Source organism: Streptomyces sp. NPDC004561 (genome assembly GCF_053602155.1).
In genome coordinates this window covers 1-22,765 of record NZ_JBSGDB010000005.1, presented here as the reverse complement: position 1 = coordinate 22,765, position 22,765 = coordinate 1, and the positions used below count along the sequence as shown (strand labels likewise).

The following is a 22,765-nucleotide window of genomic DNA, read 5'->3' as shown; positions in this document are numbered from 1 at the left end:
GCCCGGCGTGATCACGCACAGCGTTGACGGCAGGCTCAGTTCAGCACGTCCGGATACGGGGTGGGCGGCATGAGTGAGCCCACCGATGCATCAGCCGACAGTGTTCCGGGACCGCGCACCACCCCCGCAGCGTCCCCCTTCGTTCCGTCCGCCGGACCGTCCGCACCCTCACCTGCAGGCACTTCGCCCGCGCCCGCTCCCGAGCCGCAGATGCGGTACGTCGACCTGACCGGCAGCCGCGAGGCAGCCGGCCGCTCAATCCGGATGCGCGACATGGCACGACGCCTGCCGCAACTGGTGCGCCGTTCGCTGGCTCTCGCCTGGCGCGTCGACCGACGAGCGACCGTCGGCCTCCTGTTGTGCCAGACCGTCACCGGCGTGATGCAGGCCCTGGGCCTGGTCGCCATCGCCGGTACCCTGACCGCCCTGCTGCGCAGCGGAGACGTCTACCACCGGCTCCTTCAGGCGTGGCCCTCCGTCGCCCTGCTCGCCGGTGCCGGCGGCGTGCGCGCGCTCCTCGGAATCACCGTCAACTGGCTGTCCTCCCGGCTGGGTCCGCTGATGTCACGCGAGGCCGAGCAGATGCTGCTGACCGGCTGCGCCGAGGTCGAGCTGTGCGCGTACGACGACCCCGACTTCAACCGTGACCGGGAAGCCGCCGACCGCGGCGCCCAGGTCACCGGCGACCTGATCAACGAGGGCCAGGACCTGATCGCGTCGGGCGCCAGCTTCCTCGCCGGGGCGATCGTGCTGACCGGCGTGCACTGGGTCCTTCTCCCGCTCCTCGTCGCAGCCAGCCTGCCGCAGGCCCTGGCCCAGGTGAGCGCTGCGCGCGTCCGGTACCTGGCGAACCTCCGCAGCAACGGCGACAACCGGATGCTGTCGGTGCTGCGCTGGCACATCTACACCAAGGACGCCGCCGACCAGATCCGCGCGGGCACCATGGCCGACTTCCTGTCCGGCCGGTACCGGCACACGGTCGCCCGGATCAACCGCGAGGACCGGGCCGCGGCCGACAAGGGCGCCCGGATGTCCCTGGTCGGCGCGGTGTGCGGAGGGCTGGGGTCGGCGGTGGTGTGGGCGGCGGTCGTGTGGCTGCTCGCGACCGGCCATATCACCGTCGGGCATGCCGGGACGGCCGTCTTCGCCCTGCAGACGGTAGGCATGTCGGTCCGGGGTCTTGTGGCTGTCGGTGCGCGCGCCGTGCGGACCGGGCTGTACATGGACGACTGGAGCGGCTTCCTCGACAAGGCCGGCGGCTTCCGCATGTGCCGGGGTCCGCACCGCCCTGTGCCGCCAAGGACGATCGAGGTCAAGTCGGTCACCCACCGGTACTCCGGCAAGGAGCACGACGCGCTGTCCGACGTCTCCCTCACCTTGCGTCGGGGCGAGGTCACCGCGCTGGTGGGCTTCAACGGCTCGGGCAAGTCGACGCTGTCGAAGCTGGTCAGCGGTCTCTACCTGCCCACAGGCGGGCAGGTGCTGTGGGACGGCATCCCCACCGGCGACTGCGACCCGCAGGCTCTGTGGCAGCAGGTCGCCCTCGTGCCGCAGGACTACGCGCACTGGCCGCTGACCGTGCGCGAGAACGTGACCCAGGGTCAGCCCACGGCGCGCGGCGACGCGGCGGTCCGCGAGGCGTGCGAGGCGGCCGACGCCGACGAAGTCGTCGACAAGCTCGGTGCCGGCCTGGACACCCTCCTAGCCCGCGAGTGGCTCAACGGGGAGGAACTGAGCGGCGGCCAGTGGCAGCGCATCGCCCTGGCGAGAGCGTTCTTCCGCCAGGCCGGTCTGCTGGTCCTCGACGAGCCGACGGCGAACCTGGATCCCCGCGCCGAGTACCGCATCTTCCAGCGGCTTCGGGACCTCGCCCGGGATCGGGCGGTGCTGTTGGTGACCCACCGCATCACCAATGTCGCCATCGCCGACCGCATCGTGGTCCTCAACGACGGCAAAATCGTCCAGGAGGGCACCTACCCCGAACTCTCCCAACAGCCCGGACCCTTTCAGCAGTTGCTGTCCTACCAGATCACGTCCGAGCCGGACGGCGCGAAGCGCGAGACCCCCGCATGAGCGGCCCCGGCGCCACCTCAGTACGCCCCGCCGAAGCGGCCGCACCCACGGCCGCGGACGCCCCCCTTCCCATGCCGTCCCGAGGTGATGACGTGCCGCTCACCCGTTCCCACATCCGCGCGACCGCCGAGGCGTACCTGGCCCGGCATCCGCACGAGCGGGAATCCCTGACCGGGCTGTTGTCCCTCCTGGACGGAGCCGACGCCCCGGCCAGCCGTGCCACGCTCCCCGGTCACGTCACCTGCAGCGCGGCGGTCATCGACCGGGAACAAGGCGTTCTGCACATCGGCCACAAGGTCACGGGGATGTTCCTCGGTCCGGGTGGCCATGTCGAGGACGACCGGACGCTCCTGGCCGCGGCGCTGCGGGAGGCGTGCGAGGAGACCGGCATCCGGCCGGGCGACCTGTGCCTGACTCCGCAGTTCATCGGGGCTCCGATCGACATCGACGTCCACGACATCGACGCCGACCCCGCCAGGGGCGAAGGCTCCCACCAGCACTTCGACTTCCGATTCGTCTTCTATCTCGTGCCCGAGCAGCACCCCCAGCTCACCTTGCAGGACGATGAGGTTGCCGGCGCCCGGTGGCTCGAGTTCGCCGACGTCCGGTCCCCGACCTTGCGTGACAAGCTCCTGGACGCCCAGGCCCAGGGCCTCGACGGGCGGCCAGAGCCCGTCAACGCCTCCGCGCTGATCCACGACGGCCACGGCAGATACCTGCTTCACCTGCGGGACCAGCGTGAAGGCATCTGGGCCCCGGGCACGTTCGCTCTCCTCGGCGGCGGCCGTACGGTGGAGGACGTCAACCTGGAGGCGACCTTGCGGCGGGAGCTCTCCGAAGAGGTCCCGGGCCTGGAGGTGAATGGCCTGACGCCGTATGCCCTGGAGGAGGCGACGAGCGTCGACGGCTTCGCGGTGCCAATCCAGGTGTTCGTGGGCCGCTGGAGCGGTGATCCGGAGATGGTGGATCTGCAAGAAGGCGTGTTGCTGCGGTGGTTCACCCCGGACACGCTGGAGCAGCTGCGCCTGAGCCCCGGGCTCGATGACCTGATCCGCCGGCACGCGGCAGAGCATCCCCCCGCCAGCAGTCCGCCGGCCACGGCCCGGCTGCTGCGCGACGAGGCGCCGGAGGGGACCGAGCTCCACATCGTCGGTGTCCACCTCTACCTGGAGGACAACCACGGCCGGATCCTCCTCGGCCTGCGCCACCCCGACTCTGCATACGCGGGCAACACATGGCACTTCCTGGCCGGGCACTGCGAGCGGGAAGAAGCGATCAGCTGCCTGATCCGGGAGGCCCAGGAGGAGGCGGGGCTGATCATCGAGCCGGGCGACATCGAACTCGTGCACCTCGTCCACCTCGTGGACTCGCCGTCCGCCCGCCCGCGTATCGGCCTCGTTTTCCGGGCCCGCACCTGGTCCGGCACCCCGGCCGTCCTGGAGCCCGACCGGTGCGTGGAGTGGCGGTGGTGGAACCCCAAGGATCTCCCGGCCGCCGTCGTGCCCTACACCCGCCAGGCGATCGACGGAGTGCTCGCCGGGCGCTTGTACTCGCAGATGGGGTGGGACGGGCGATGACGGCCCTGGACGCGAGCCCAGCCACGGCCGGCCGGACACCAGGGCGAGCAGGACGGCCGGCCGACAACACCCCACCTTCGGCTGCCGAAGTGAATCCGGTCGACGCGCGGGCAGCGATGGTCGCCGAGCTGGAGAAGAAGCATGGGCTACGGCCCGGGCCGGTGCGCGACGCTCTGCTCGCGCTGCCCCGCGAGGTGCTGATGCCACAGGCGTACGTGCGGCGCAGCGCCCCGGGTGAGGAGCCGCCGCGGTGGGACCTGCTGGACTGGTCGGCGCCGCAGGACCGTCCCGAGCTGCTCGGGCTGCTGTATGGCGGGGCCAGTGTGCTCGTCCAGCACGACGGTGAGCCCCTGATGGGCCGGGTGCGCGGGACGCGGTCGGGGGCGTCGATCACGTCGATGTCGACGGTGATGGGTCTGACCGCCTCGCTGCTGGAGGAGCTGGATCTGCGCCCGGGTCAGCGGGTGTTGGATGTCGGGACGGGCGCGGGGGTGACCGCCGCGGTGGCCTGCCAGGTCTGCGGCGACCAAGAGGTGGTCACCCTCGACCGGGACCGACACCTCACCGACGCGGCCAGGGTCCGGCTGGCCGACCTGGACTTCCGACCGGAGGTGGCGTGCGGGTCCGGCGAACAGGGTCTACGGGGGCGGAAGTTCGACCGCGTTTTCGTGTCGTACGCGGTGGGGCGTGTGCCGGCGGCGCTCGTCGAGCAGCTCGCGCCCGGCGGCAAACTGCTGGCGCACGTCACCAGCGCGTCACCGTCGTGGCCCGCCCTCGCCGTCGTGGAGCGCAACGACGGCGGGCAGATCACCGGAGAGCTGCGGGCGGTGGAGTTCGCCCACCGAGCCGGGCACGGCATGGAACGGATCTGGCTCAGCGAGGACTTCCGGCAACGCATCGCCACCGAGCCGGGCACCTGGACGCAGCGGAGCATGCTGGCGCCGCCCGCGGACACCGACCGGGGCCTGTGGCTGGCCGCAGACCACCTGCTCGGGGGGCTGGTGCGCGACTTCGGCGCCGAGCACCTGGTGATCGGCGCGCCCGCCTGCGGATCCTGGCGGAGCAGGATCTGCCAGCCCATGTTCGCCAGGGCGGCCATACCTTCGGCCGCAGGGCCCTCTCGTGGTTCGGTGCCACGTGGTGGAACGGAACCGGGGGAATCGGAAGGAGATGTCATGGCACCTACCTCCTTCTGTGAGCAGCGTGGTCACGTCACTACATGTCCATCGTCACCCGGTCGGCCTCATGCCGCTCGGTGGGGAGGGCGAGGGTCCGTGGCGCATGAGGTGGTCCGAGCAAGCTCCTCACCTGCGGGAGCCGGGGGCGTTTTCGCTGGATCTCCCGGATGCCGGCGGCCAGGCACAGTCGTGGTGTCCGTTCGCGTTGACGACCGCATTCACGCGTGGGGAGTGATGACGGCGCGTCCTCGGATCCTGCCGTCGTGCAGGAGCTGGTAAGCCTCGTCGGCGCGTTGCAGGGGGAAGTGCTCGACCAGCACATTGATCCTCTCCTGCTGGGCGAGCGTGATCACATCCATCAGTTCGGTGAGGGAGCCCCAGTAGGGGGAGGCGACCGAGCACTCGTGCGGCGGGCTGGAGAAGTTGACGGGCAGGGCTCCGCCGCCGAGTCCGACGATGGTCAGGTGGCCGAGGATCCTGGCCACCTGAGCGGCCATCCGCAGCGTCGGGTCGATGCCGACCATGTCCAGCACGAGCTGGGCGCCCTGTTTCCCCGTCATGTCCATGATGCGGGTCACCGCCTCGTCACCCGAGAGCAGGGCCTCGTCGGCGCCCATGCGCTTGGCGGTCTCCAGTTTGCCGGCGTCGGTGTCCACGGCGACGACGGTGGTCGCAGCGCTGAGCGCGCGCAGGATCTGGATGGTCATCTGGCCCAGTCCGCCGGCCCCGATCACGACCGCGGTCGAGCCCGGTCCCAGCAGGTGCAGCGACCGCTTCACGGCGTGATAGCTGGTCAGCCCGGCATCACTGAGGGGGGCGGCCTGGCGCGGGTCGAGGGCGCCGAGCGGAATCAGGTAGCGCGCCGCCGGGACCAGCAGGTACTCGGCCATGCCGCCGTCGTGACCACCGCCGAGGCCCGGGCCCTGACCACCGAGGTTCTGGCAGTAGTTCTCCTGGCCCTGACGGCAGTTGGTGCAGATGCCGCAGCCCCAGGAGCCGTAGACGATTACAGCGTCTCCAGGCTCGAAACCGGTGACGCCCGGTCCCAGCCGTTCCACCCATCCCGCGTTCTCATGGCCGAGCGTGAAGGGCGGGGCCGTGAAGCCGTGGAGCGGTTCGGGTGCCTGCATGATGTGCAGATCGGAGTGACAGGCACCGGCACCGGCGACCTTCACCAGGACCTGCCCCGGGCCGGGCTCGGGTACTGGCACCTCGCGCAGCTCGGGCGGTTGCCGCCAACCGACGAGTTGAAAGGCCCGCATGGCGATCCTTTACGCAAACGCTGGTCAGTCGCGGATGCCGTCGATGTCGACGAGGACGTGTCGCGGGCCGCGGAAGATCTGGTTGTGCCGATACGGCGGCGGGTCCTCGACCAGCCGGGGATTCTGCACCCGGCGGACGAACTCGCCGACCGCGATCTGGACCTCGAGCCGCGCGAGCGGGGCGCCGAAGCAGAAGTGGATGCCCTGGCTGAATCCGAGGTGCTGGTTGTCGCGGCGTTCGAGGTCGAGTTCGTCGGGGTCGGTGAACCGTTCCGGATCGCGGTTCGCCGAGCCGTACGCCAGGAAGATCGGCGCCCCCATCGGGATGGTGGTACCCGCGATGTCGATGTCCTCCACGGCCGAGCGGGTGTGCCAGAACTGCACCGACGACTCGAAGCGCAACAGCTCCTCCACCGCGGGCACGATCAACTCCAGTCGGCGGCGCAACTTTTCGAGCGCGTCGGGGTGGCGCAGCAGGGTGAGCACGCTGTGGGCGATGAGGTTGACCGTCGTTTCGTGTCCCGCGAAGATCAGGAGCAGGGCGTTGCTCGCGAGCACGCCCTTGGACATCCGCCCCTCCGAGCCGTCCTCGTTCACCAGCGCGGAGAGCATGCCCGGGCCGGGCTGCCGGGCGTACCGGTGGAGCAGCTCGGCTGCGAACTGCCCGAACTGCTGCACGGCCTGGCGGCCCCCGGCCAGTCGGCTCTGCATCTCTTCGGAGGCGGCCTCGGGGCCGAAGTCCAAAGCGTCCAGGGCCGTTTCGATCCACTGGTGGAAGCGTGGCTCGTCCTCCAGCGGCACGCCCAGAACCTTGCAGATCACGGTCACCGGCAGGGGGTAGGCGAAGTCGTCGACGGCGTCGATCCGGGTCTTGCCCCGCATGTCGTCCAGGAGCCTGGTCACGATGCGGCGGATGTCGGGTTCAAGGTCGGAGATCAGGTGAGGGGAATGGGGAGGGCCGGCGAAATGCGGCATCATCATCCGGCGGTCTCGATCGTGCTCGGGTGGATCCTGGGTGATGATGTTCGGCTCCAAAGAGATGACCGCCTCCGTGATCGGCTCGGCCTCCGCCTCCGCCGATCCCTCGGCCGGGGCCGCGACCGGGCGGGGGCACTTGCGTGGATCCGAGCTGACCCGGGGGTCGTGCAGCAGCGCGACGATCTCCCGGTAGGTACTGACGACATAGGTACCGTCCGGCTGTCGCGCCACCGGTGTCTTGCGCAGTTCCTCGTAGAACGGGTACGGGTTGGCGCGGTTGGCGTAGCGGAGGGCCTGCTGCCAGGGGGTTTCCTCGACCACGAGGCTCCACTCCCTCTTCTCTAGTCGATGCTGTCCGCCTTGCCCCGACGAGCGCGTCAGTGGCGGCGCGGCCGGAACTCGGCCGTCCGCTCGCTCGGGGCGTGTCCGGTCAAAACGACGTCGGGGATCGCCGTCGGGACCCTTGGGTCCGGGAACTCGGCCGGCACCGGCTTCATGTCGTCCGGCTGGTCCCAGCCCGGCGGCGGGGGCGGGAACGGACCGGATCGCTCGATCAGCTTCCCGTAGTACTCCAGCCACTTGCCGTGATCGAAGGTGACGGCCGCGACGATGCGGCCCCGGCGGCCGTAGGCGGCGGCGAAATGCCGGTCCGACACGGACCCTTGGGTGAAGGCGATCTCGTCGCCGAAGGGCGGCACACCGACGGACTTGATGTTCACGCCGAACTGACCGGACCAGAAGCCGGGCAGCAGCAGATGCGGGCGATAGTGGGGCTCGAGGTTCACCATGTTGTGCGCCGCGACCTCGGCGCCGAGAACGGCGTTGTCCCAGTGCTCCATTGCCAGGAACTGGTACTCGTACAGCACATGCGGCGCACGCGCCACGTCACCTGCCACGTAGACGCTGTCGGTGACCACGCCGTTGATGTCGAAGGCACGACCACCGGCATCGCACCCGACGCCCCAGAAGCCGGCCGCCAGCCCCGAGCCCTCCAGCCACTCCACGTTGCGGATCGATCCCAGCGAGGCCACCACCACGTCGGCGTCGACGGTGGATCCGTCGGACAGATGCGCACGCCGCACGTGCCCGCCGGAGTCGCCCTCCAGTGACGACACGCCCAGCCCGCAGCGCAGGTCCACGCCGTGCTCGCGCTGCATCTGCGCAGCGATCTCGCCGATCACCCCGCCGAGCGCGCCGACCAGCGGCGCCGAACCCCGCTCGACGACGGTCACCGGGATGTCGAGCTCCCGGCAGACGGAGGCCACTTCCGAGCCGATGAACCCGGCGCCGATGACCAGGACCCGCGACGGCGGCTCGGCCAGCGCCTTTTGCAACCGCTCCGCATCATCACGCGAACGAATCGTGTGGACACCGTGCAGGGCGGCCTCGGCCGGGTTCGGCCACTGCCGCGCGCGGGTGCCCGTGGCGATCAGCAACCGGTCGTACGGAACCTGCTCCCCGTCGGCCAGGGACACCTGCTTGGTCACGCGGTCCAGTCCGACGGCGGCCACCCCGAGCCGCCAGTCCGCATCCACTTCTCGCATGCGGGGCAGCTTCGTGTGGTCGGCCGGCACCCACCCCTTGAGCACCTGCTTGGACAGCGGCGGACGGTCGTAGGGCTCATACGGCTCGTCCCCGATGATGGTCAGAGAACCGGTGAAGCCCTCCTCACGCAGGGTCTCCGCGGCCCGCAACCCGGCCAGGGAGGCACCCACGATGACGATCCGGCCGCTCGCCCGGAACTCGCGCACCAGCTCCGCGACCGTTGCCCTCAAGGTCATGACGTCTCGCCCCGCTCCGCGCCGTCCACGCGGTCGATGACGATCGCCTGCACCGGACACGCCGCAGCGGCTCGCTCGACCTGCAGGCGCCGCTCGTCATCGGGGTTCGGCTCATAGGTGAGCGCCTCCTGACCGTTCAACCTGAAGACCTCGTGCGCCAGGTACACACATTGCGCGTATCCCTGGCAGCGATTCAGGTCCACGACGATCCGCATGGGCAGGCTCCTTCCGTTCTGCCTACCGCCCCACGGCGACCATCGACCCGGGTCAAGAAGCTGGGGGGTGCTCCTCAAGCCCCCCGTCTGGCGGCGGGGCTGGATGTCCCACCCGTCGCCGCCGGCAGGCCGTTCGGTCCTGTTCTGCGCCGCAGCCTTTGCGGTGGCGCTCGCTCGGCTGTGAGCGGCACAGCCGGCAGAGGGCGATACATCCTCGACGTCGGCATCAGGGTGCGCCCTGGTCGGTACGGCCCTAATAGAAATGGTCGTCCCGCCTTCCGGCGATCGCAAACCCGCCACTGCGGCGAACTGGATGCATCCGTGACTTCGGGCCCTCACTCCCCGGGCTGAGGCGATCTCCGGGCCGGTCACCACCGATCGCCAGGTCCCGCTCCAGCCGCCGTCCCGCCGTCCCGCCGTCCGGCCAGCCCGACCGCGTCCTGGCGCGTGCGCCGGGGGACCGGCGACGGGCAGCTCGCCATGAAGAGCGAGATCTTGGCGCTCCTGCCAGCCGGTCAACGGTCGCCTTCGTCACTTCGACATTTCCATACGACGTATGGTAACAATGGAAGCGCACTTCCATACGACGTATGGAACTGCTCGCTCGGACCACACCGGGTCTCATACATCGCCTGACAGAACCGCCGTTGGCGCAGATCACCCCCCCCTCGGGAAGGAAAGATCATGAACAACCTCGCGAAGCGCATCGCCCTCACTGTCTCCTCAGTCGCGGTCGCCGGCGCCGCCGTCCTCGGTGCCGGTGGCACTGCTTCAGCCGCGCCCCTCGCGTCCGCGCACGCCCAGCACCCGACCGACGGAGCCGTGACCGCTGACTACAGCTGGGACAACGGTGTCGGCTACCTGCTCGAGCGGGGCTACTCCTGCGACGAGACCCGCGGCTGGCACCAGGACCGCCACGGCACCGATGCGACCCGACACGACTGCGACGGTCTCTACTACCGCGATGGTCACTTCTACCGCTGGGACGGCGAGGGCCACGGCTGGACGTCCGACAGGTCCTACCGCCACGACGGGAACCGCTGCGAGCACGACGGCGGGGGCAGGCACCACCATGACCTGAGCCGCGACGGCCGGTGAGACGGGTATCGGCCATGTGCGCAAGCAGTTCCCCTCGGCCCTGTCCCTGCCGGCGGCGGGGATCCGTCCGACGGTCGGGGGGCGGCGTCCCCGACCGCCGGCCGAGTGAGTGCAGCGCCACTTCTCATGCGGTGCGCCGGTGCCGTCCGGCGCCCGCGCCCCGCCGTACCGCCTCCGCCCGACCTGCCTCTTCGCCACAGGCCGGTGGGAGGCACCGCCGAGCCCTACCCAGGAGCGGAAGCCGATGAAGAAGTCCCTGAAGGCCGTAGAACGACGGGTGGCCGTGCAACTGGTCGTCTCGCACGCCTATTCATTGCCCCTCTTCGTACGTCTGCGCTACGCGCCCGCGGACCCCTATGTCGTCCGTGCCGCCTTCTTCGTCGACTGTGACGACCCGGTCGAATGGGTCCTGGGGCGGGATCTTCTGGCAGACGGCCTGCAGGGCTCCGCAGGCCACGCGGACGTCCGGATCTGGTCGGCCGCAGGGCGGGGTGACGAGTCGATCTACATCGCCCTCGGGTCTTCCGCAGGAACCGCCTTGCTCGAGGTCCCCGTGCAGGACATCTCGTCCTTCCTTCAGGACACCCAGGCTCTGGTGCCACGGGGTACCGAGTCCGGACTCATCGACTGGGATGCCGAACTGGCACACCTCCTCCCCCAAGGCTGACCGCCTACCATCCATGCTCAGAAGCAAAGGAACCAGTGTCATGTCCCAGTACCAGCTTCGCGTCTACACCCTGCGCAGCTCCGACGCGCTCTCCGCCTACGAGAAGATCTGGGCCAAGCACATTCCCGGTATGGCCAAGCACAGGATCACCACCCACGGCGTCTGGACGGGGCCCGCGGCGCCCGGAAACGAGAACCCCCGGCTCTACGCCCTCGTCTCCTACAGGGACACCGACGACGTGCGGGAACGACTGGAGGCATACCTGTCGAGTCCTGAATTCCGCGCGGACATGGAGGGCTTCGACATCAGCCAGATCGTCGGCCTAGACGAGATCCCGCTGACGCCCACCGTGGACTCACACTTGCGCTGACGGTCGGCATGCGACGAGTGAGGCGGCCAGAAGGGCCGGTATCCCGCGGCCCTGCGATAGTGGTTCCGGTGTCGTCGATGGCGACCCACCAGTGGTGGCCCTCGCTGGCATCGATACCGACCCATAAGCAGGGCACCTGTGTGTCATGTGCGTCTCCTCGGACTCGGAGCGCGTGCCGTTCCGGTCCAAGCACGGCTCTGCCCTGCGTGGCCGGGCCCCGGCAACCACGGCCGACGTCGAGGTGGGGACCGTGACGAGTCGGTACACCACAACCACGACCGGTACAGCGTCGATCGCTGAGACCAAGGGCGCCCTTTGCCGGCAACCGCCGTCGGCCACATCTCCGTGATGGCCCCGGCCGGCAGTGGTGGCCTCGCCTGCTCCCGTCGGGGAATCCGACGACAGCCCTTCCGATGGCCCTCCCCAGATGACTCGAGGCACCAGGAGTAAGACCCAATGAAGTCATTGAGAACTGTGATCCAGGGGCTACCTGTGAAGCTTGTCGGCGTGCATGCGACGTCCTTGCCCATGATCATGAATCTGCGGTATGAGCCGAGTGATCCCTATGTGGTCCATGCCGCCTTCACCACCGATGCCGACAGCGACGAGTCGGTGGAATGGATCATCGGGCGCGATTTGCTGATCGACGGCCTGGAGGGCCCCGCCGGCGAGGGAGACGTTCGCGTATGGCCCACCGGCGAGGAGGGCTGCCGCGACTTGTACATCCTTCTCAACCCGCCATCCGGTACGGCCCTGCTCAAGGCCCCAGCGCAGGAAATCAAGGCGTTCCTGCAAGAAACGGAGGCAGTGGTGCCCCGGGGGGCCGAGCTCGGCCACAGCAACTTCGACCGTTTGCTGGCGCACTTCCTCGCCGAAAGGTGAGTCCTGTCAGGGTGCGACCTGAGGCAGGCACACGGACGTCTGCGCCTCGTGTTCACCGCCATGGTGAGTAAATGTCCGCAGTCGTGGCGAGGAGGGCGGCCGGGTCGATGCCGGCCTAGGTCGCGATTGTTCGCCGCGACTCCGCGGCCGACCCTCGCTTGAGTGAGCGGCTTCAACGCCGACCGTGCGCACGCTGGGCCCCGCTCCCCGAACCCTGCCGGGTTGTACACGCCGGTGCAGCGTAACGTCGTCTTGTGGACTTCACTGCGGACAGTCTCGTGTCCCGCGCCGCGCGTGAGGCCAGCCGGCGGGCAGACCAGCTGATCCATGACATCGAGCGGTGCCTGCAGCGTGAAGTCCCCGAGGTCTGGGCAGACCCCGACGTCGCCCGCATGACGGCAGAGAACGTCACCGAACATGTTCTCGCGGCGTTGGCCGGCCTGGTACACGGCATCGAGCCGGACCGGATCGAAACGCCGGCCACAGACCCGGACCGCGCGCGCCGACTTGCTCGGCACGGGACACCCGTCAGCGTGATACTGCGGTCCTTCCGGCTGGGGCAAGGTGTCATGCTCGACCGGCTGCTCGAAGAGATGCCCCGGCTGACCGACGACGCCGAATTGATCAGTGCGGCGACGCGGAAACTGATCGCAACGATGGCCGGGTACGTCGATCGCATGTCGGAGCAGGGCGTGGCGGTCTACCAGCGGGAACGGGACCGGCGGCTGCAGTGGCGGCTCTCGGTTGTGAACGAGGCGGGCAGGCGCATCGGCACCACGCTGGACATCGCCCGCACCGCCCAAGAGCTGGCGGACCTCGCCACCGAGAATTTTGCCGACCTCGTCACCGTCGACCTGCTCGACTCCGTGCTGCGCGGAAATGACAGCCCTGTGAGCGGCCTTCCGACGCTCCGGCGGGTCGCTCAACGATCAGTGGTGGAGGGCGACCAGGAATTGACGATCCGACCGGAGCAGCTTCACGTCAGCCCGCGCGGTTCACCGTCGGCTCGCGCTCTCGACACCGGTCAGCCCTGCCGGCACACCGGCCCACCGGCGCCCCGTAACGCCGACGGCGCCGACGACCACAAGACCCACTCGACGCTGGTGGTGCCGCTGCGGGCCCGAGACTCCGCCCTGGGCGTCGCGCAGTTCATCCGGCACCGCAACCCCGACCCCTTCGACGACGAGGACCTGCTCCTCGCGCAGGAGATCGCCGCCAGGGCGGCGGTGGCCGTCGACAATGCCCGCCGCTACACACATGCGCGCGCGACTGCCCTCACCCTGCAGCGCAGCCTGCTCCCGCAGCACACCGCAGAGCAGTCGGCCGTGGAGATCGCTTGCCGCTACCTGCCCGCAGGGGCCCAGGCCGGCGTCGGCGGCGACTGGTACGACGTCATCCCACTGTCCGGAGCACGCGTCGCCCTGGTGGTGGGCGACGTGGTCGGACACGGCATCCACGCCGCCGCCACCATGGGGCGGCTGCGGACCGCCGTCCGCACCCTCGCCGACATCGACCTGCCGCCCGACGAACTCCTCACCCACCTGGACGACGTCGTCATCCGCCTGTCCGCCGAATCCTCCACAGACCCGACCATCGAAGAGGCCGGGGACATCGGCGCCACCTGCCTGTACGCCGTCTACGACCCCGTCTCCCGCCAGTGCGTCCTCGCCCGCGCGGGGCATGTGCTGCCCGCCGTGGTGGGCCCTGACGGAACCGCCGACCTCATCGAACTGCCACCCGGACCACCGCTGGGCCTGGGTGGCCTTCCGTTCGAAGCGGCGGAGTTCAACCTCCCCGAAGGCAGCGTCCTTGCCCTCTACACCGATGGCCTGATCGAAGGCCGTGACCACGACATCGAAGCGGGTATCGCCCTGCTCCACCAAGCACTTGCTCAGCCCGCTTCCTCCCTGCAAGCAATGTGCGACACCGTGCTCGAAGCCCTGCTGCCGGCTGATCGACCACATGACGACGTCGCGCTGCTCCTCGCACGCACCCTCGTCCTGGGCGCTCGCCAAGTCGTCAGCTGGGACTTGGACGCTGACCCCGTCTGCGTGTCCCGTGCCCGGTCGAACGTCGCTCAACAGCTGAGCAACTGGGGCCTGGAGGAGGTCGAGTTCTCCACCGGGCTCATCGTCAGCGAACTGGTCACCAACGCCATCCGCTACGGTCGTCCTCCCATACGGCTGCGCCTGATCCACGACCGTGCCCTCGTTTGCGAGGTATCCGACACGAGTAGCACCACCCCTCACCTGCGTCGGGCCCGCACCTACGACGAGGGGGGACGGGGCCTGTTCCTGGTCGCTCAGTTCGCCGAGCGCTGGGGAACGCGGCACGCCCGACAAGGCAAGACGGTCTGGGCCGAGCTGAGCGAGAAGGAGTCCGTTGGATTCCCGGCATGGGATTCCCTGTAGGTGCGACGACGGACGGAGATCTGCGGTGAGCGGATGCGTCGACCACGAGCTCGGGGGCTCAGTAGGAACGGCGTTCGATGGGCTGCTCGAACCAGATCGTCTTGCGGCTCTGGCTGTTGCGGCAGCTCCAGCGAGCGGTGAGGCTGGGTGTTGCTGGAGTCGGTGACCTCGCAGACCAGAAGTCGGCGAACGTGGTCGGCGAAGCCGCTGCGGAAGGAGGGCGTTACCGGCTCCGAATAATTGAAGGCCGGAGACCTTGTAGGACGGATGGCCTGGCTTGCTTCGCGGCCGCAAGCCGATACGCCTAACACCAACCTCGCAAAGCGGCGTCCACGACGGCGTTCCCGGTGTCGCGCCCCAGGTGGATCCCGGCGAAGAAACGCTCGAAGAACAGCGGCCCGGCGGTGGCCATGGCGAATGTCTCGGGTGTGACGTCGGGCCGGAGCTGACCGCGCTCGACGGCTGTGGTGACCGCGGGACGCAGGGCGTCGGCGATCTGGTTCAGCAGTGCCTCCCGGAGGCGGCGCATACCTTCGTCGTGCCGTGAGCCCCCGAGGACCGCGGCAAGGACGGCCCCCGATTGCTCGTCGTCCCAACGCTCGGCGAGCACGTTCAGACGGTAAATGAGCTCCGCTCGCGGATCGTTGCCCGAAGCGGCCCGAAGCTCCTCGGGTACCGGAGGGAGAGGGGGCATGCCGGCCTCCAGCGCGGCCAGGCGGAGGTCGAGAAGGCTCGGCCAGTGCCGGTAGACGGTTGCCCTGCCCACGCCGGCACGAGTCGCAACCGTTTGATGTGTCACGGCCTCCAGCCCACCTTCCGTGAGCAACGCGGTGGCCGCCGCGACCATGGCCTCACGACTGCGCAATAGACGCGGATCTGTTCGATCTTCCACCTGGTACACCTTCCGCTGATAGAACCCGAGCCGCAGCGACTATGGGGCATCCATCGAGCAGGGGAGGGGAGCCACAAAGACCCTGTTCGCCCCCCTCGAAGGTGGGCCCTCAAAGCACTGCTTGTCCCATTACATGTGCACGACGGATGCAGCGTTCTCGTTCTGCTGGGGCACACCCCGGCGGTAGAGCAGGGCGGTGACGACCCGGCCGGTGACGAAGACGGCCGCCGACCACCAGTAGGCCGTGGAATAGCCCTCGAGGCCGGCCTGAGCCAGCACGCCGGGGTCCTTGGGGTTGCGGCCGGAGAGATAGCCGGTCGCGGCGTCGGAGGCCATCGTGCTGAGCAAGGCGATGCCAATGGAGCCGCCCACCTGCTGAAGCGTGTTGACAGCGGCCGACGCAACGCCAGCATCGGCGGCCGCCACCCCGGAGGTCGCCAGGCTCATGGCGGGCGCGATGACCGTGCCCAACCCGATGCCGACGAGTACCAGCTGGGGCAGTACCTGCGTCACGTATCCGCTGTTCAGGTCCAGTCCGGTCATCCAGATCAGCCCGGCGGCCGCAATGGCCATGCCCAGCGGGACCACTGGCTTTGGTCCTATGCGCGCCACCAGGACGTTGTTGGCCACGGCGGAGGCGGACGACGAGGCCACGATCAGGGGCAGGAAGGCGAAGCCGGTGTTCAGAGCGCTATAGCCGAGGCTCTGCTGCAGGTAGTAGGTCAGGAAGAGGAACACGCCGAACATGCCCGCGCCGGTGACGAAGAGGGCGGCGAAGGAGGCGCCGCGGTTGCGATCCAGCAGGACCCGCAGGGGCAGCAGCGGATACGCCGCCCTGCTCTGCCACCACACGAAAAGGGCCACCACTACGGCACCGGCCGCCAGCATGCCCAGGGTCGCCGGCGAACCCCAGCCGTGTGTTTCGGCGTTCGAGAACCCGTAGACCAGGCAGAACAGGCCGTTGGAGGCCAGCAGGGTGCCGGGTACGTCGAGCTTGGAGGACGTGTCACGCAGGGCGCGGTGCAGCAGGGCTGCCCCACCGACGAACGCCACCACCGCGAAGATCACATTGACGTACATGGTCCAGCGCCAGTCCAGCACCGGCGACCGATCCCGCGACAGTGAAAGCTTTCGCCCGCTCGCGCGGATCGGTGAAGGTGGTCATCAGGACCGACAGGGCCGACGGGGCCAGCAGGGCGGTGAACAGGCCCTGAACTGCGCGCGCGATGACGAGCATGGCGAAACCGTTCGCCGCGCCCGCCACCATGGAAGCGGCCGCGAAGCCGGCCAGACCCACCAGGAACGTCACCCTCTGCCCGACCAGGTCCGCGACCCTGCCGCCGAGCAGCAGCAGACTGCCGAAGGTCAGCGCATAGGCGGTGACCACCCACTGCCGGCCGGCGTCCGAGAAGCCCAGGTCGTGCTGGGCGGCTGGCAGGGCGATGTTCACGATGGTGCCGTCGAGGACACCCATCAGCATCGACAGGGAAATGACCAACACAATCCACCAGCGACGCCGGTGCGACAGGTCGGGCACATTCTCAGGTGTGGTCTCGGCGCCGCAAGCAGCGACGGTGGCGTTCTGGGACATGGGGGCAGCCCTCCGGACAGCGGATGGGGGGATGGAGGAAGAGGGAAAAGAACGGATCAAGAGATCGGGTAGGTCTCATCCGGTACGGGGCGCCACTTCCTGCTCACGGGCGGGAGCACTCGGCGGCGTAGCCGCCTCGGTGAACGCGGTTGATTCAGCTCGACGAGGCCGACGGTCTCCCTTCCAGGAGGGAGACCAGGAACAAGCCAACGACCATGGTCATTTCACGGTTCAGCGTCGGCATACGGCTGCCGTGAAGAGGCTGGATGTGGAACCACCCCGCCGGACGGTCTCACCCGATGTGAGGGGGTGGCTCCCCTGTGTCGCAGCCTGAGATCGCCCGACTGCGGGCGCGCCCCAGGCGCCAGCGCTTGGGGCGCAGCGTCTCAGGCTGACTGGCTCAATGGCCAGCGTGCCGGCCGTCACGACCGGCGGTGAGGCGGCCTTCCAGGCCCGTGATCAGCGTGTCCATCACGAGACGGAACATGTGGTCCTGGTCAGGGCCCTCAGGGGCCGCACTCGTAGAGCCAGGGTCTGCGTCCGCGGCCCCGTCTTCGTCGGCTTCAGGGCCGTGGGACTTGAGGGTCGACCACTGGTGGAGAGCGCCGTTTAGTTCTGCGGTGAGGACACCGATGACGACGGCGACCATCAGCGCGGCGATCTCCGAGACCTCTGACTGCGGCACACCGGCAGCCGCCACGATGGCGGTGAGGGCGGTCCAGAACGGGTCGTCGGGCTGGATGAAGTCCGGCTGGTGGCTGAACGAGTACGCCAGCAGCTTGGGGTGACGGTGCGCCAGGGTCCGGAAGTCCGTGGCGAGCAGACGGATCCGCTCCTGCCAGGGCGCGTCCTCCAGTGTCACGGTGCGGAACTGCGCTCCGACCATTCTCGTCACGCCGCGCAGCACGGCTTCCTTGTTCGGCACGTGGTGGTACAGCGACATCGGGTTCGCGTCGAGCGTGGTGGCGAGTTTGCGCATGGTGAGCGCCTCGACCCCGTCCTCGTCGATGAGCCGCAGGGCGGCGGCATAGATCCCGGCCTCGGTCAGAGGCACGTCTCTCTTCCTCGTTCCCCGCGGGGGACGTCTCACCTTCTTTTCCATACCCCGTACGGTACCAGTTCCGTACATGGTATGGAAATGAGCTTCACCACAGCCCCGCCTGGGCTCCCGGGGTTGCACTCCACTTTCCGTACCGCGTATGGTTCCAATTCCATACGGCGTATGTTTCCGTACGGCGCCAAGGCATCGACCTGCGCAGCGCGCCCTTGCCCATCCCCCTCCACCCCTCCGCGCAGAGGAGCAAGACATGACTACGCACTCCGCGAACGACCTTCGCCCCATCCGGTCCCCGCGCGGGATCCCCCTCCTCGGCAATACACCGCAGATCCCCGACACCAATCCGGTGGAGTACTTCGGTGAGCTGTCCAAGCAGTTCCCCGAGGGCATCTACGGCATGGACATCGCCGGCATCGAGCAGGTCTTCGTCTACGACCCGGACCTGGTGGCCGAGGTCTGCGACGAGACGCGGTTCTTCAAGCAGATCGACAAGACGCCGCTGCACCACGTCCGGGACTTCGCCGGCGCGGGCCTGTTCACGGCCCACCAGTACGAAGAGGAATGGGGCATGGCACACCGTGTCCTGCTGCCGGCGTTCAGCCAGCGGGCCATGAAGGCTTACTACGGGCAGATGCTGGAGATCGCCCAGAACCTGGCGGGCAAGTGGGAGCGCAGGGAGGGCCAGCCGGTCAACATCACCGACGACTACACCCGCCTGACGCTGGACACCATCGCCCTGTCGGGGTTCGGCTACCGATTCAAGTCCTTCGACAAGGAGGAGCTGCACCCCTTCCTCAACGCGCTGCTGGGCGCCCTGGTGGAGTCGCTTCGGCGCTCGCAGGAGCTGCCGATGATGACCAAGCTGCGCAAGGCGGACGACCGGAAGTACCGCGACAACATCCGGTTGATGCAGGACCTGGTCGAGAGCGTGATCAAGGAGCGCCGCGATGGGAAGGGTACCGGTGAGGAGGACCTGCTGGGTCTGATGCTGGAGGCCACGGACCCGGAGACCGGCAAGCTGCTGGCCGACGACAACGTCCGCGACCAGGTGCTGACGTTCCTGATCGCCGGTCACGAGACCACCAGTGGTCTGCTGTCGTTCGCCACGTACTCGCTGATGCGCAACCCGCACGTCCTGGCCCAGGCGTATGCCGAGGTGGACCGCTTGATGCCCGGCGACACCGTCCCGGACTACGACACGATCATGCAGCTGGACGTCATCCCACGGATCCTGGACGAGACCCTGCGCCTGTGGGCTCCGATCCCGGCGTTCGGCAAGGCCCCGCTGGAGGACACCGTCATCGGTGGCCGCTACCTTCTCAAGAAGGGCACGCGGGTCAACATCCTCGAGGGTCCCCTGCACACCCACCCCAAGGCGTGGGACCGTCCCGACGAGTTCGACATCGACCGGTGGCTGCCGGAGAACCGGGCCCAGCAGCACCCGCACGCCTACAAGCCGTTCGGCAACGGTGTGCGTGCCTGCATCGGCCGGCAGTTCGCGCTCACCGAGGCCCGCCTGGCCCTGGCGCTGGTGCTGCAGAAGTTCAAGCTCTCGGACACCAGCGACTACAAGATGGACGTGCGGGAGGCGTTGACGCGCAAGCCCGGCAACTTCGAACTCATCGTCCGTCGCCGTCAGGAGCACGAGCGGACCGTCTTCGGCGCCGCGGACCTGCAGACCGGCGACACGCAGGCGCAGGCAGCGGTCAGCGGCGTCGGTGTGAACCTGACCGTCGCCTACGGCTCCAGCCTGGGTTCGTGCGAGGACCTTGCGCGCACGATCGCCGACCGCGGTGAGCGCTCCGGGTTCGGCACCACGCTGGTGAGCCTGGACGAGCTGGGTGAAAACCTGCCCACCGAGGGCCTGCTCGCCGTGGTGGCGGCCAGCTACAACGGCAAGGCTCCCGACAACGCCCAGCGCTTCGACGACCTGCTCGCCGCCGGGCTGCCCGAGGGCTCGCTGGCGAATGTGCGGTACGCGCTGCTGGGCGCCGGCAACACCCAGTGGGTGGCCACCTACCAGGCGTTCCCCAAGCGGATCGAGGAAGGTCTGCTGGCCGCCGGCGCCACCCCGGTCGTCGAGCGCGGCATCGCGGACGCCGCCGGGGACTTCGACGGCATGGCCACGCGGTGGATGGACAACCTGTGGGCCACTCTGGCCGAGGAGTACGCCGCCGACACCTCCCAGGCGAGCGGCCCGCGCTACCAGGTCCAGCTGCTCACCGAGTCCGACGTGCGTCCCGCCATCGTCTCCGAGCAGGCGTACCCGCTCACGGTGGTGGCCAACGACGAGCTCGTGGCCGACGCGACCGGCCTGTGGGACTTCAGCATCGAGCCGCCGCGCCCGTCCGCGAAGTCCATCACCGTCGAGCTGCCCGAGGGCGTCACCTACGACACCGGCAACCACCTGGCCGTCTTCGCCAAGAACGAACTCGCCCTGGTGGAGCGCGCGCTGAGGCGGCTCGGCGTCGAGTACGACCAGGTGCTCCGGCTCGACCAGCCGGCCGGTGGCCGCACCCACCTGCCGGTGGGCACCCCGGTCACGGCCGGCATCCTGCTCACCGAGTTCCTGGAGCTGCAGGACGTGGCCACCCGCTCCCAAATCCAGACGCTCGCCGAGTACACCGAGTGCCCGTGGACCCGGCCGCAGCTGCAGGCGTACACCGCCGACACCCAGGAGGCCGAGGAGCGCTACCAGAAGGAGATCCTCGGCAAGCGCATCTCGGTGCTGGGCCTGCTGGAGCGCTTCCCGGCCGTCGAGCTGCCGCTGGCCGTGTTCCTGGAGATGACGGGCCCCATCCGCCCGCGCTTCTACTCCATCTCCTCCGCCCCGTCCGCCAACCCGCGCCACGTGCGCCTGACCGTCGGCCTGCTGGAAGGCCCGGCCCTGTCCGGCGACGGCCAGTACCGCGGCACCTGCTCGGCCTACATCGCGGGCCTCGAGCCCGGAGACGTCGTCTACGGCTACGTCCGCGTGCCCTCCCCGACGTTCGCCCCGCCCGCCGACCCCGCCACGCCGCTGATCCTCATCGGCCCCGGCACCGGCATCGCGCCGCTGCGAGGCTTCCTGGAGGAGCGGGCGACACAGCACGCGAACGGCACCCAGGTGGGCGCGTCGCAGGTCTTCGTCGGCTGCCGCCACCCGGAACACGACTACTTCTACAAGCAGGAGATGCAGGACTGGGAGCAGGCCGGGATCGCACAGATCCACACCGCCTATTCCGCGGTGACCGGCCATCCCGCCCGGTTCGTGCAGAACGCCATCGCCCATGCCGCCGACACGGTGTGGCAGGCCATCGAGGACGGCGCGTACATCTACGTCTGCGGTGACGGCCGCCGCATGGCCCCCGCCGTCCGCGAGGCACTCGCCGCCATCCACCGCCAGAAGACCGGCAGCGACGACGAGACCGCCCAGCAGTGGCTCGCCCAGCTCGAAGCGGACGAGCGCTACCAGCAGGACGTCTTCGCCTGACCGTCGCACGCCGTCAAGGCGCGCTGACCCCCAGCCGCCGGGAGGCGTGCGGATGTCCTGCCTCCCCCGCACGCCTCCCGGCCCCACCAGCCATCCAGACACCCCATGGCACCCATGGCCCAACCACCGGACCGTGCCGCTCACAGAAAGCAGATCTTCATGGACACCATGCTCGCCGGACGCTTCCACCTGGACAGCAAGAAGTTCGCCGTGGAAGAGGTCCCGATCCCCGTGCCGGGCCCGGGCGAGATCCTCATCGAGGTCAAGGCCGCAGGCGTCTGCCTCTCCGACGTCCACCTGCTCGACGGCTCCCTCGTCCCCCTCTTCGCCACCTCCGACACGGTCACCGTCGGCCACGAGGTCTCCGGTGTGATCCACACCCTCGGCCCCGACCTCAAGCGCGGCCTGACCCCCGGCACCCGCGTCACCCTGGAGGCCGGCAAGACCTGCGGCCGGTGCGCCGGCTGCGTGCGCCGCCGCCCCTGCACCCAGATGCTCACCGCCGGCATCGACTACGACGGCGGCTGGGCCGAGTACGTGATCGCCCGCGAGGACACCCTCATCCCCATCCCCGACAGCCTCCCCTTCGACCAGGCCGCGATCATCCCCGACGCGGTCTCCACCCCCTACGCCGCCGTCGTCGCCACCGCGGGCGTCCGTCCCGCCCAGTCCGTCGGCGTCTGGGGCGTGGGCGGAGTCGGCGCGCACAACGTACGCCTCGCCCGCCTGGTCGGCGCCGCCCCGATCATCGCCGTCGACCCGCTGCCCAGCGCACGCGAGCGCGCCCTGGCCTTCGGCGCGGACCTCGCGCTCGACCCGGCAGCCCCCGACTTCGCCGACCAGGTCCGCGCAGCCACCGGCGGACGCGGCCTCGACTTCGCCTTCGACTGCGCCGGCGTCCCCGCCGTCCGCGACCAGGCCGCCTCCGTGCTCGGCCTCGGCGGCTCCCTCATCCTGGTGGGCATCACACCCCGGCCACTGACCATCACCGAGGGCCTGACCTTCAACTACCTGCAGAAGCAGGTCCGCGGCCACTACGGCGGCTTCCCCGAGTCCGTCTCCGAGCTGGTGCAGCTGACCGCAGCCGGACGCCTCGACCTGGCCCCCTCCATCACCGACCACATCCCGCTCATCGAGGCCGCCGACGCCGTCCACCGACTGGAGAACAAGATCGGCGACCCGATCCGCCTCATCCTCGTCCCCTGACGCCCGTCAGCAGGACAACAAGCCACCCTGGGCAGGGGTGAGTGGGCGCCGGTGC

Annotated in this window: 16 protein-coding genes and 1 pseudogene; 10 read left to right on the top strand and 7 right to left on the bottom strand. The window is 69.3% G+C overall.

Features of this window, described 5'->3' with window-relative positions; genetic code table 11:
* Window positions 1-210 precede the first annotated feature (210 nt).
* The 3 genes from ACWEN3_RS01305 to ACWEN3_RS01295 all read left to right on the top strand — a co-directional run bounded on the left by ACWEN3_RS01305 (window position 211) and on the right by ACWEN3_RS01295 (window position 5,107).
* Complete coding sequence (locus ACWEN3_RS01305; protein ID WP_452964125.1) at window positions 211-2,073, top strand: ABC transporter ATP-binding protein; 1,863 nt, start codon at window positions 211-213, stop codon at window positions 2,071-2,073.
* Between the two features lie 92 nt (window positions 2,074-2,165).
* Window positions 2,166-3,650 carry an NUDIX domain-containing protein gene (locus tag ACWEN3_RS01300; RefSeq protein ID WP_452964122.1) on the top strand — a complete coding sequence of 495 codons (1,485 nt, stop codon included), beginning with the start codon at window positions 2,166-2,168 and terminating at the stop codon, window positions 3,648-3,650.
* A gap of 89 nt (window positions 3,651-3,739) precedes the next feature.
* The gene (locus tag ACWEN3_RS01295) at window positions 3,740-5,107 is read left to right on the top strand and encodes a protein-L-isoaspartate O-methyltransferase family protein (protein ID WP_452964119.1); all 1,368 of its coding nucleotides are present in this window, start codon (window positions 3,740-3,742) and stop codon (window positions 5,105-5,107) included.
* Here ACWEN3_RS01295 and ACWEN3_RS01290 read toward each other — a convergent pair.
* Genes ACWEN3_RS01290 through ACWEN3_RS01275 form a run of 4 tightly spaced genes read right to left on the bottom strand, consistent with a single transcriptional unit; the run spans window position 5,047 to window position 9,064 of the window.
* On the bottom strand, window positions 5,047-6,090 hold the full coding sequence (locus ACWEN3_RS01290; RefSeq protein WP_452964116.1) for an NAD(P)-dependent alcohol dehydrogenase: 1,044 nt from the start codon (window positions 6,088-6,090) through the stop codon (window positions 5,047-5,049). The genes ACWEN3_RS01295 and ACWEN3_RS01290 overlap by 61 nt on opposite strands.
* Before the next feature lie 24 nt (window positions 6,091-6,114).
* Window positions 6,115-7,389 (bottom strand): cytochrome P450, encoded by a 1,275-nt coding sequence (locus tag ACWEN3_RS01285; RefSeq protein ID WP_452964114.1) that lies wholly within the window; start codon window positions 7,387-7,389, stop codon window positions 6,115-6,117.
* Window positions 7,390-7,445: 56 nt separating this feature from the next.
* Window positions 7,446-8,849 carry an NAD(P)/FAD-dependent oxidoreductase gene (locus ACWEN3_RS01280; RefSeq protein ID WP_452964111.1) on the bottom strand — a complete coding sequence of 468 codons (1,404 nt, stop codon included), beginning with the start codon at window positions 8,847-8,849 and terminating at the stop codon, window positions 7,446-7,448.
* Window positions 8,846-9,064, bottom strand: a complete 219-nt coding sequence (locus ACWEN3_RS01275) for a ferredoxin (RefSeq protein WP_345047821.1) — start codon at window positions 9,062-9,064, stop codon at window positions 8,846-8,848. Before ACWEN3_RS01275 ends, ACWEN3_RS01280 begins: the two co-directional genes overlap by 4 nt.
* A 684-nt stretch (window positions 9,065-9,748) precedes the next feature.
* Here ACWEN3_RS01275 and ACWEN3_RS01270 point away from each other — a divergent pair.
* The 5 genes from ACWEN3_RS01270 to ACWEN3_RS01250 all read left to right on the top strand — a co-directional run bounded on the left by ACWEN3_RS01270 (window position 9,749) and on the right by ACWEN3_RS01250 (window position 14,492).
* Window positions 9,749-10,162 (top strand): hypothetical protein, encoded by a 414-nt coding sequence (locus tag ACWEN3_RS01270; RefSeq protein ID WP_452964109.1) that lies wholly within the window; start codon window positions 9,749-9,751, stop codon window positions 10,160-10,162.
* A gap of 244 nt (window positions 10,163-10,406) precedes the next feature.
* Window positions 10,407-10,829, top strand: a complete 423-nt coding sequence (locus ACWEN3_RS01265; RefSeq protein ID WP_452964106.1) for an SsgA family sporulation/cell division regulator — start codon at window positions 10,407-10,409, stop codon at window positions 10,827-10,829.
* A gap of 40 nt (window positions 10,830-10,869) precedes the next feature.
* A complete protein-coding gene (locus tag ACWEN3_RS01260; protein WP_452964104.1) occupies window positions 10,870-11,199 on the top strand; it encodes an NIPSNAP family protein in 330 nt (109 codons plus the stop codon).
* A 528-nt stretch (window positions 11,200-11,727) separates the two neighbouring features.
* A complete protein-coding gene (locus ACWEN3_RS01255) occupies window positions 11,728-12,081 on the top strand; it encodes an SsgA family sporulation/cell division regulator (RefSeq protein WP_452964102.1) in 354 nt (117 codons plus the stop codon).
* 254 nt (window positions 12,082-12,335) lie between these two features.
* Complete coding sequence (locus tag ACWEN3_RS01250) at window positions 12,336-14,492, top strand: ATP-binding SpoIIE family protein phosphatase (RefSeq protein ID WP_452964099.1); 2,157 nt, start codon at window positions 12,336-12,338, stop codon at window positions 14,490-14,492.
* 304 nt (window positions 14,493-14,796) lie between these two features.
* Here the strand turns inward: ACWEN3_RS01250 and ACWEN3_RS01245 are convergent, their stop codons facing one another.
* From ACWEN3_RS01245 to ACWEN3_RS01235, 3 genes and pseudogenes are all read right to left on the bottom strand, one after another.
* A complete protein-coding gene (locus ACWEN3_RS01245) occupies window positions 14,797-15,393 on the bottom strand; it encodes a TetR/AcrR family transcriptional regulator (protein WP_452964097.1) in 597 nt (198 codons plus the stop codon).
* A 120-nt stretch (window positions 15,394-15,513) separates the two neighbouring features.
* A pseudogene (locus ACWEN3_RS01240) lies at window positions 15,514-16,975 on the bottom strand (MFS transporter).
* Between the two features lie 400 nt (window positions 16,976-17,375).
* The gene (locus tag ACWEN3_RS01235) at window positions 17,376-18,029 is read right to left on the bottom strand and encodes a TetR/AcrR family transcriptional regulator (protein ID WP_452964096.1); all 654 of its coding nucleotides are present in this window, start codon (window positions 18,027-18,029) and stop codon (window positions 17,376-17,378) included.
* A 253-nt stretch (window positions 18,030-18,282) separates the two neighbouring features.
* Between ACWEN3_RS01235 and ACWEN3_RS01230 the strand changes: the two genes are divergently transcribed.
* Both ACWEN3_RS01230 and ACWEN3_RS01225 read left to right on the top strand, forming a co-directional pair.
* The gene (locus tag ACWEN3_RS01230; protein WP_452964094.1) at window positions 18,283-21,504 is read left to right on the top strand and encodes a bifunctional cytochrome P450/NADPH--P450 reductase; all 3,222 of its coding nucleotides are present in this window, start codon (window positions 18,283-18,285) and stop codon (window positions 21,502-21,504) included.
* 159 nt (window positions 21,505-21,663) lie between these two features.
* Window positions 21,664-22,710 (top strand): zinc-binding dehydrogenase, encoded by a 1,047-nt coding sequence (locus ACWEN3_RS01225; RefSeq protein ID WP_452964091.1) that lies wholly within the window; start codon window positions 21,664-21,666, stop codon window positions 22,708-22,710.
* Window positions 22,711-22,765 lie beyond the last annotated feature (55 nt).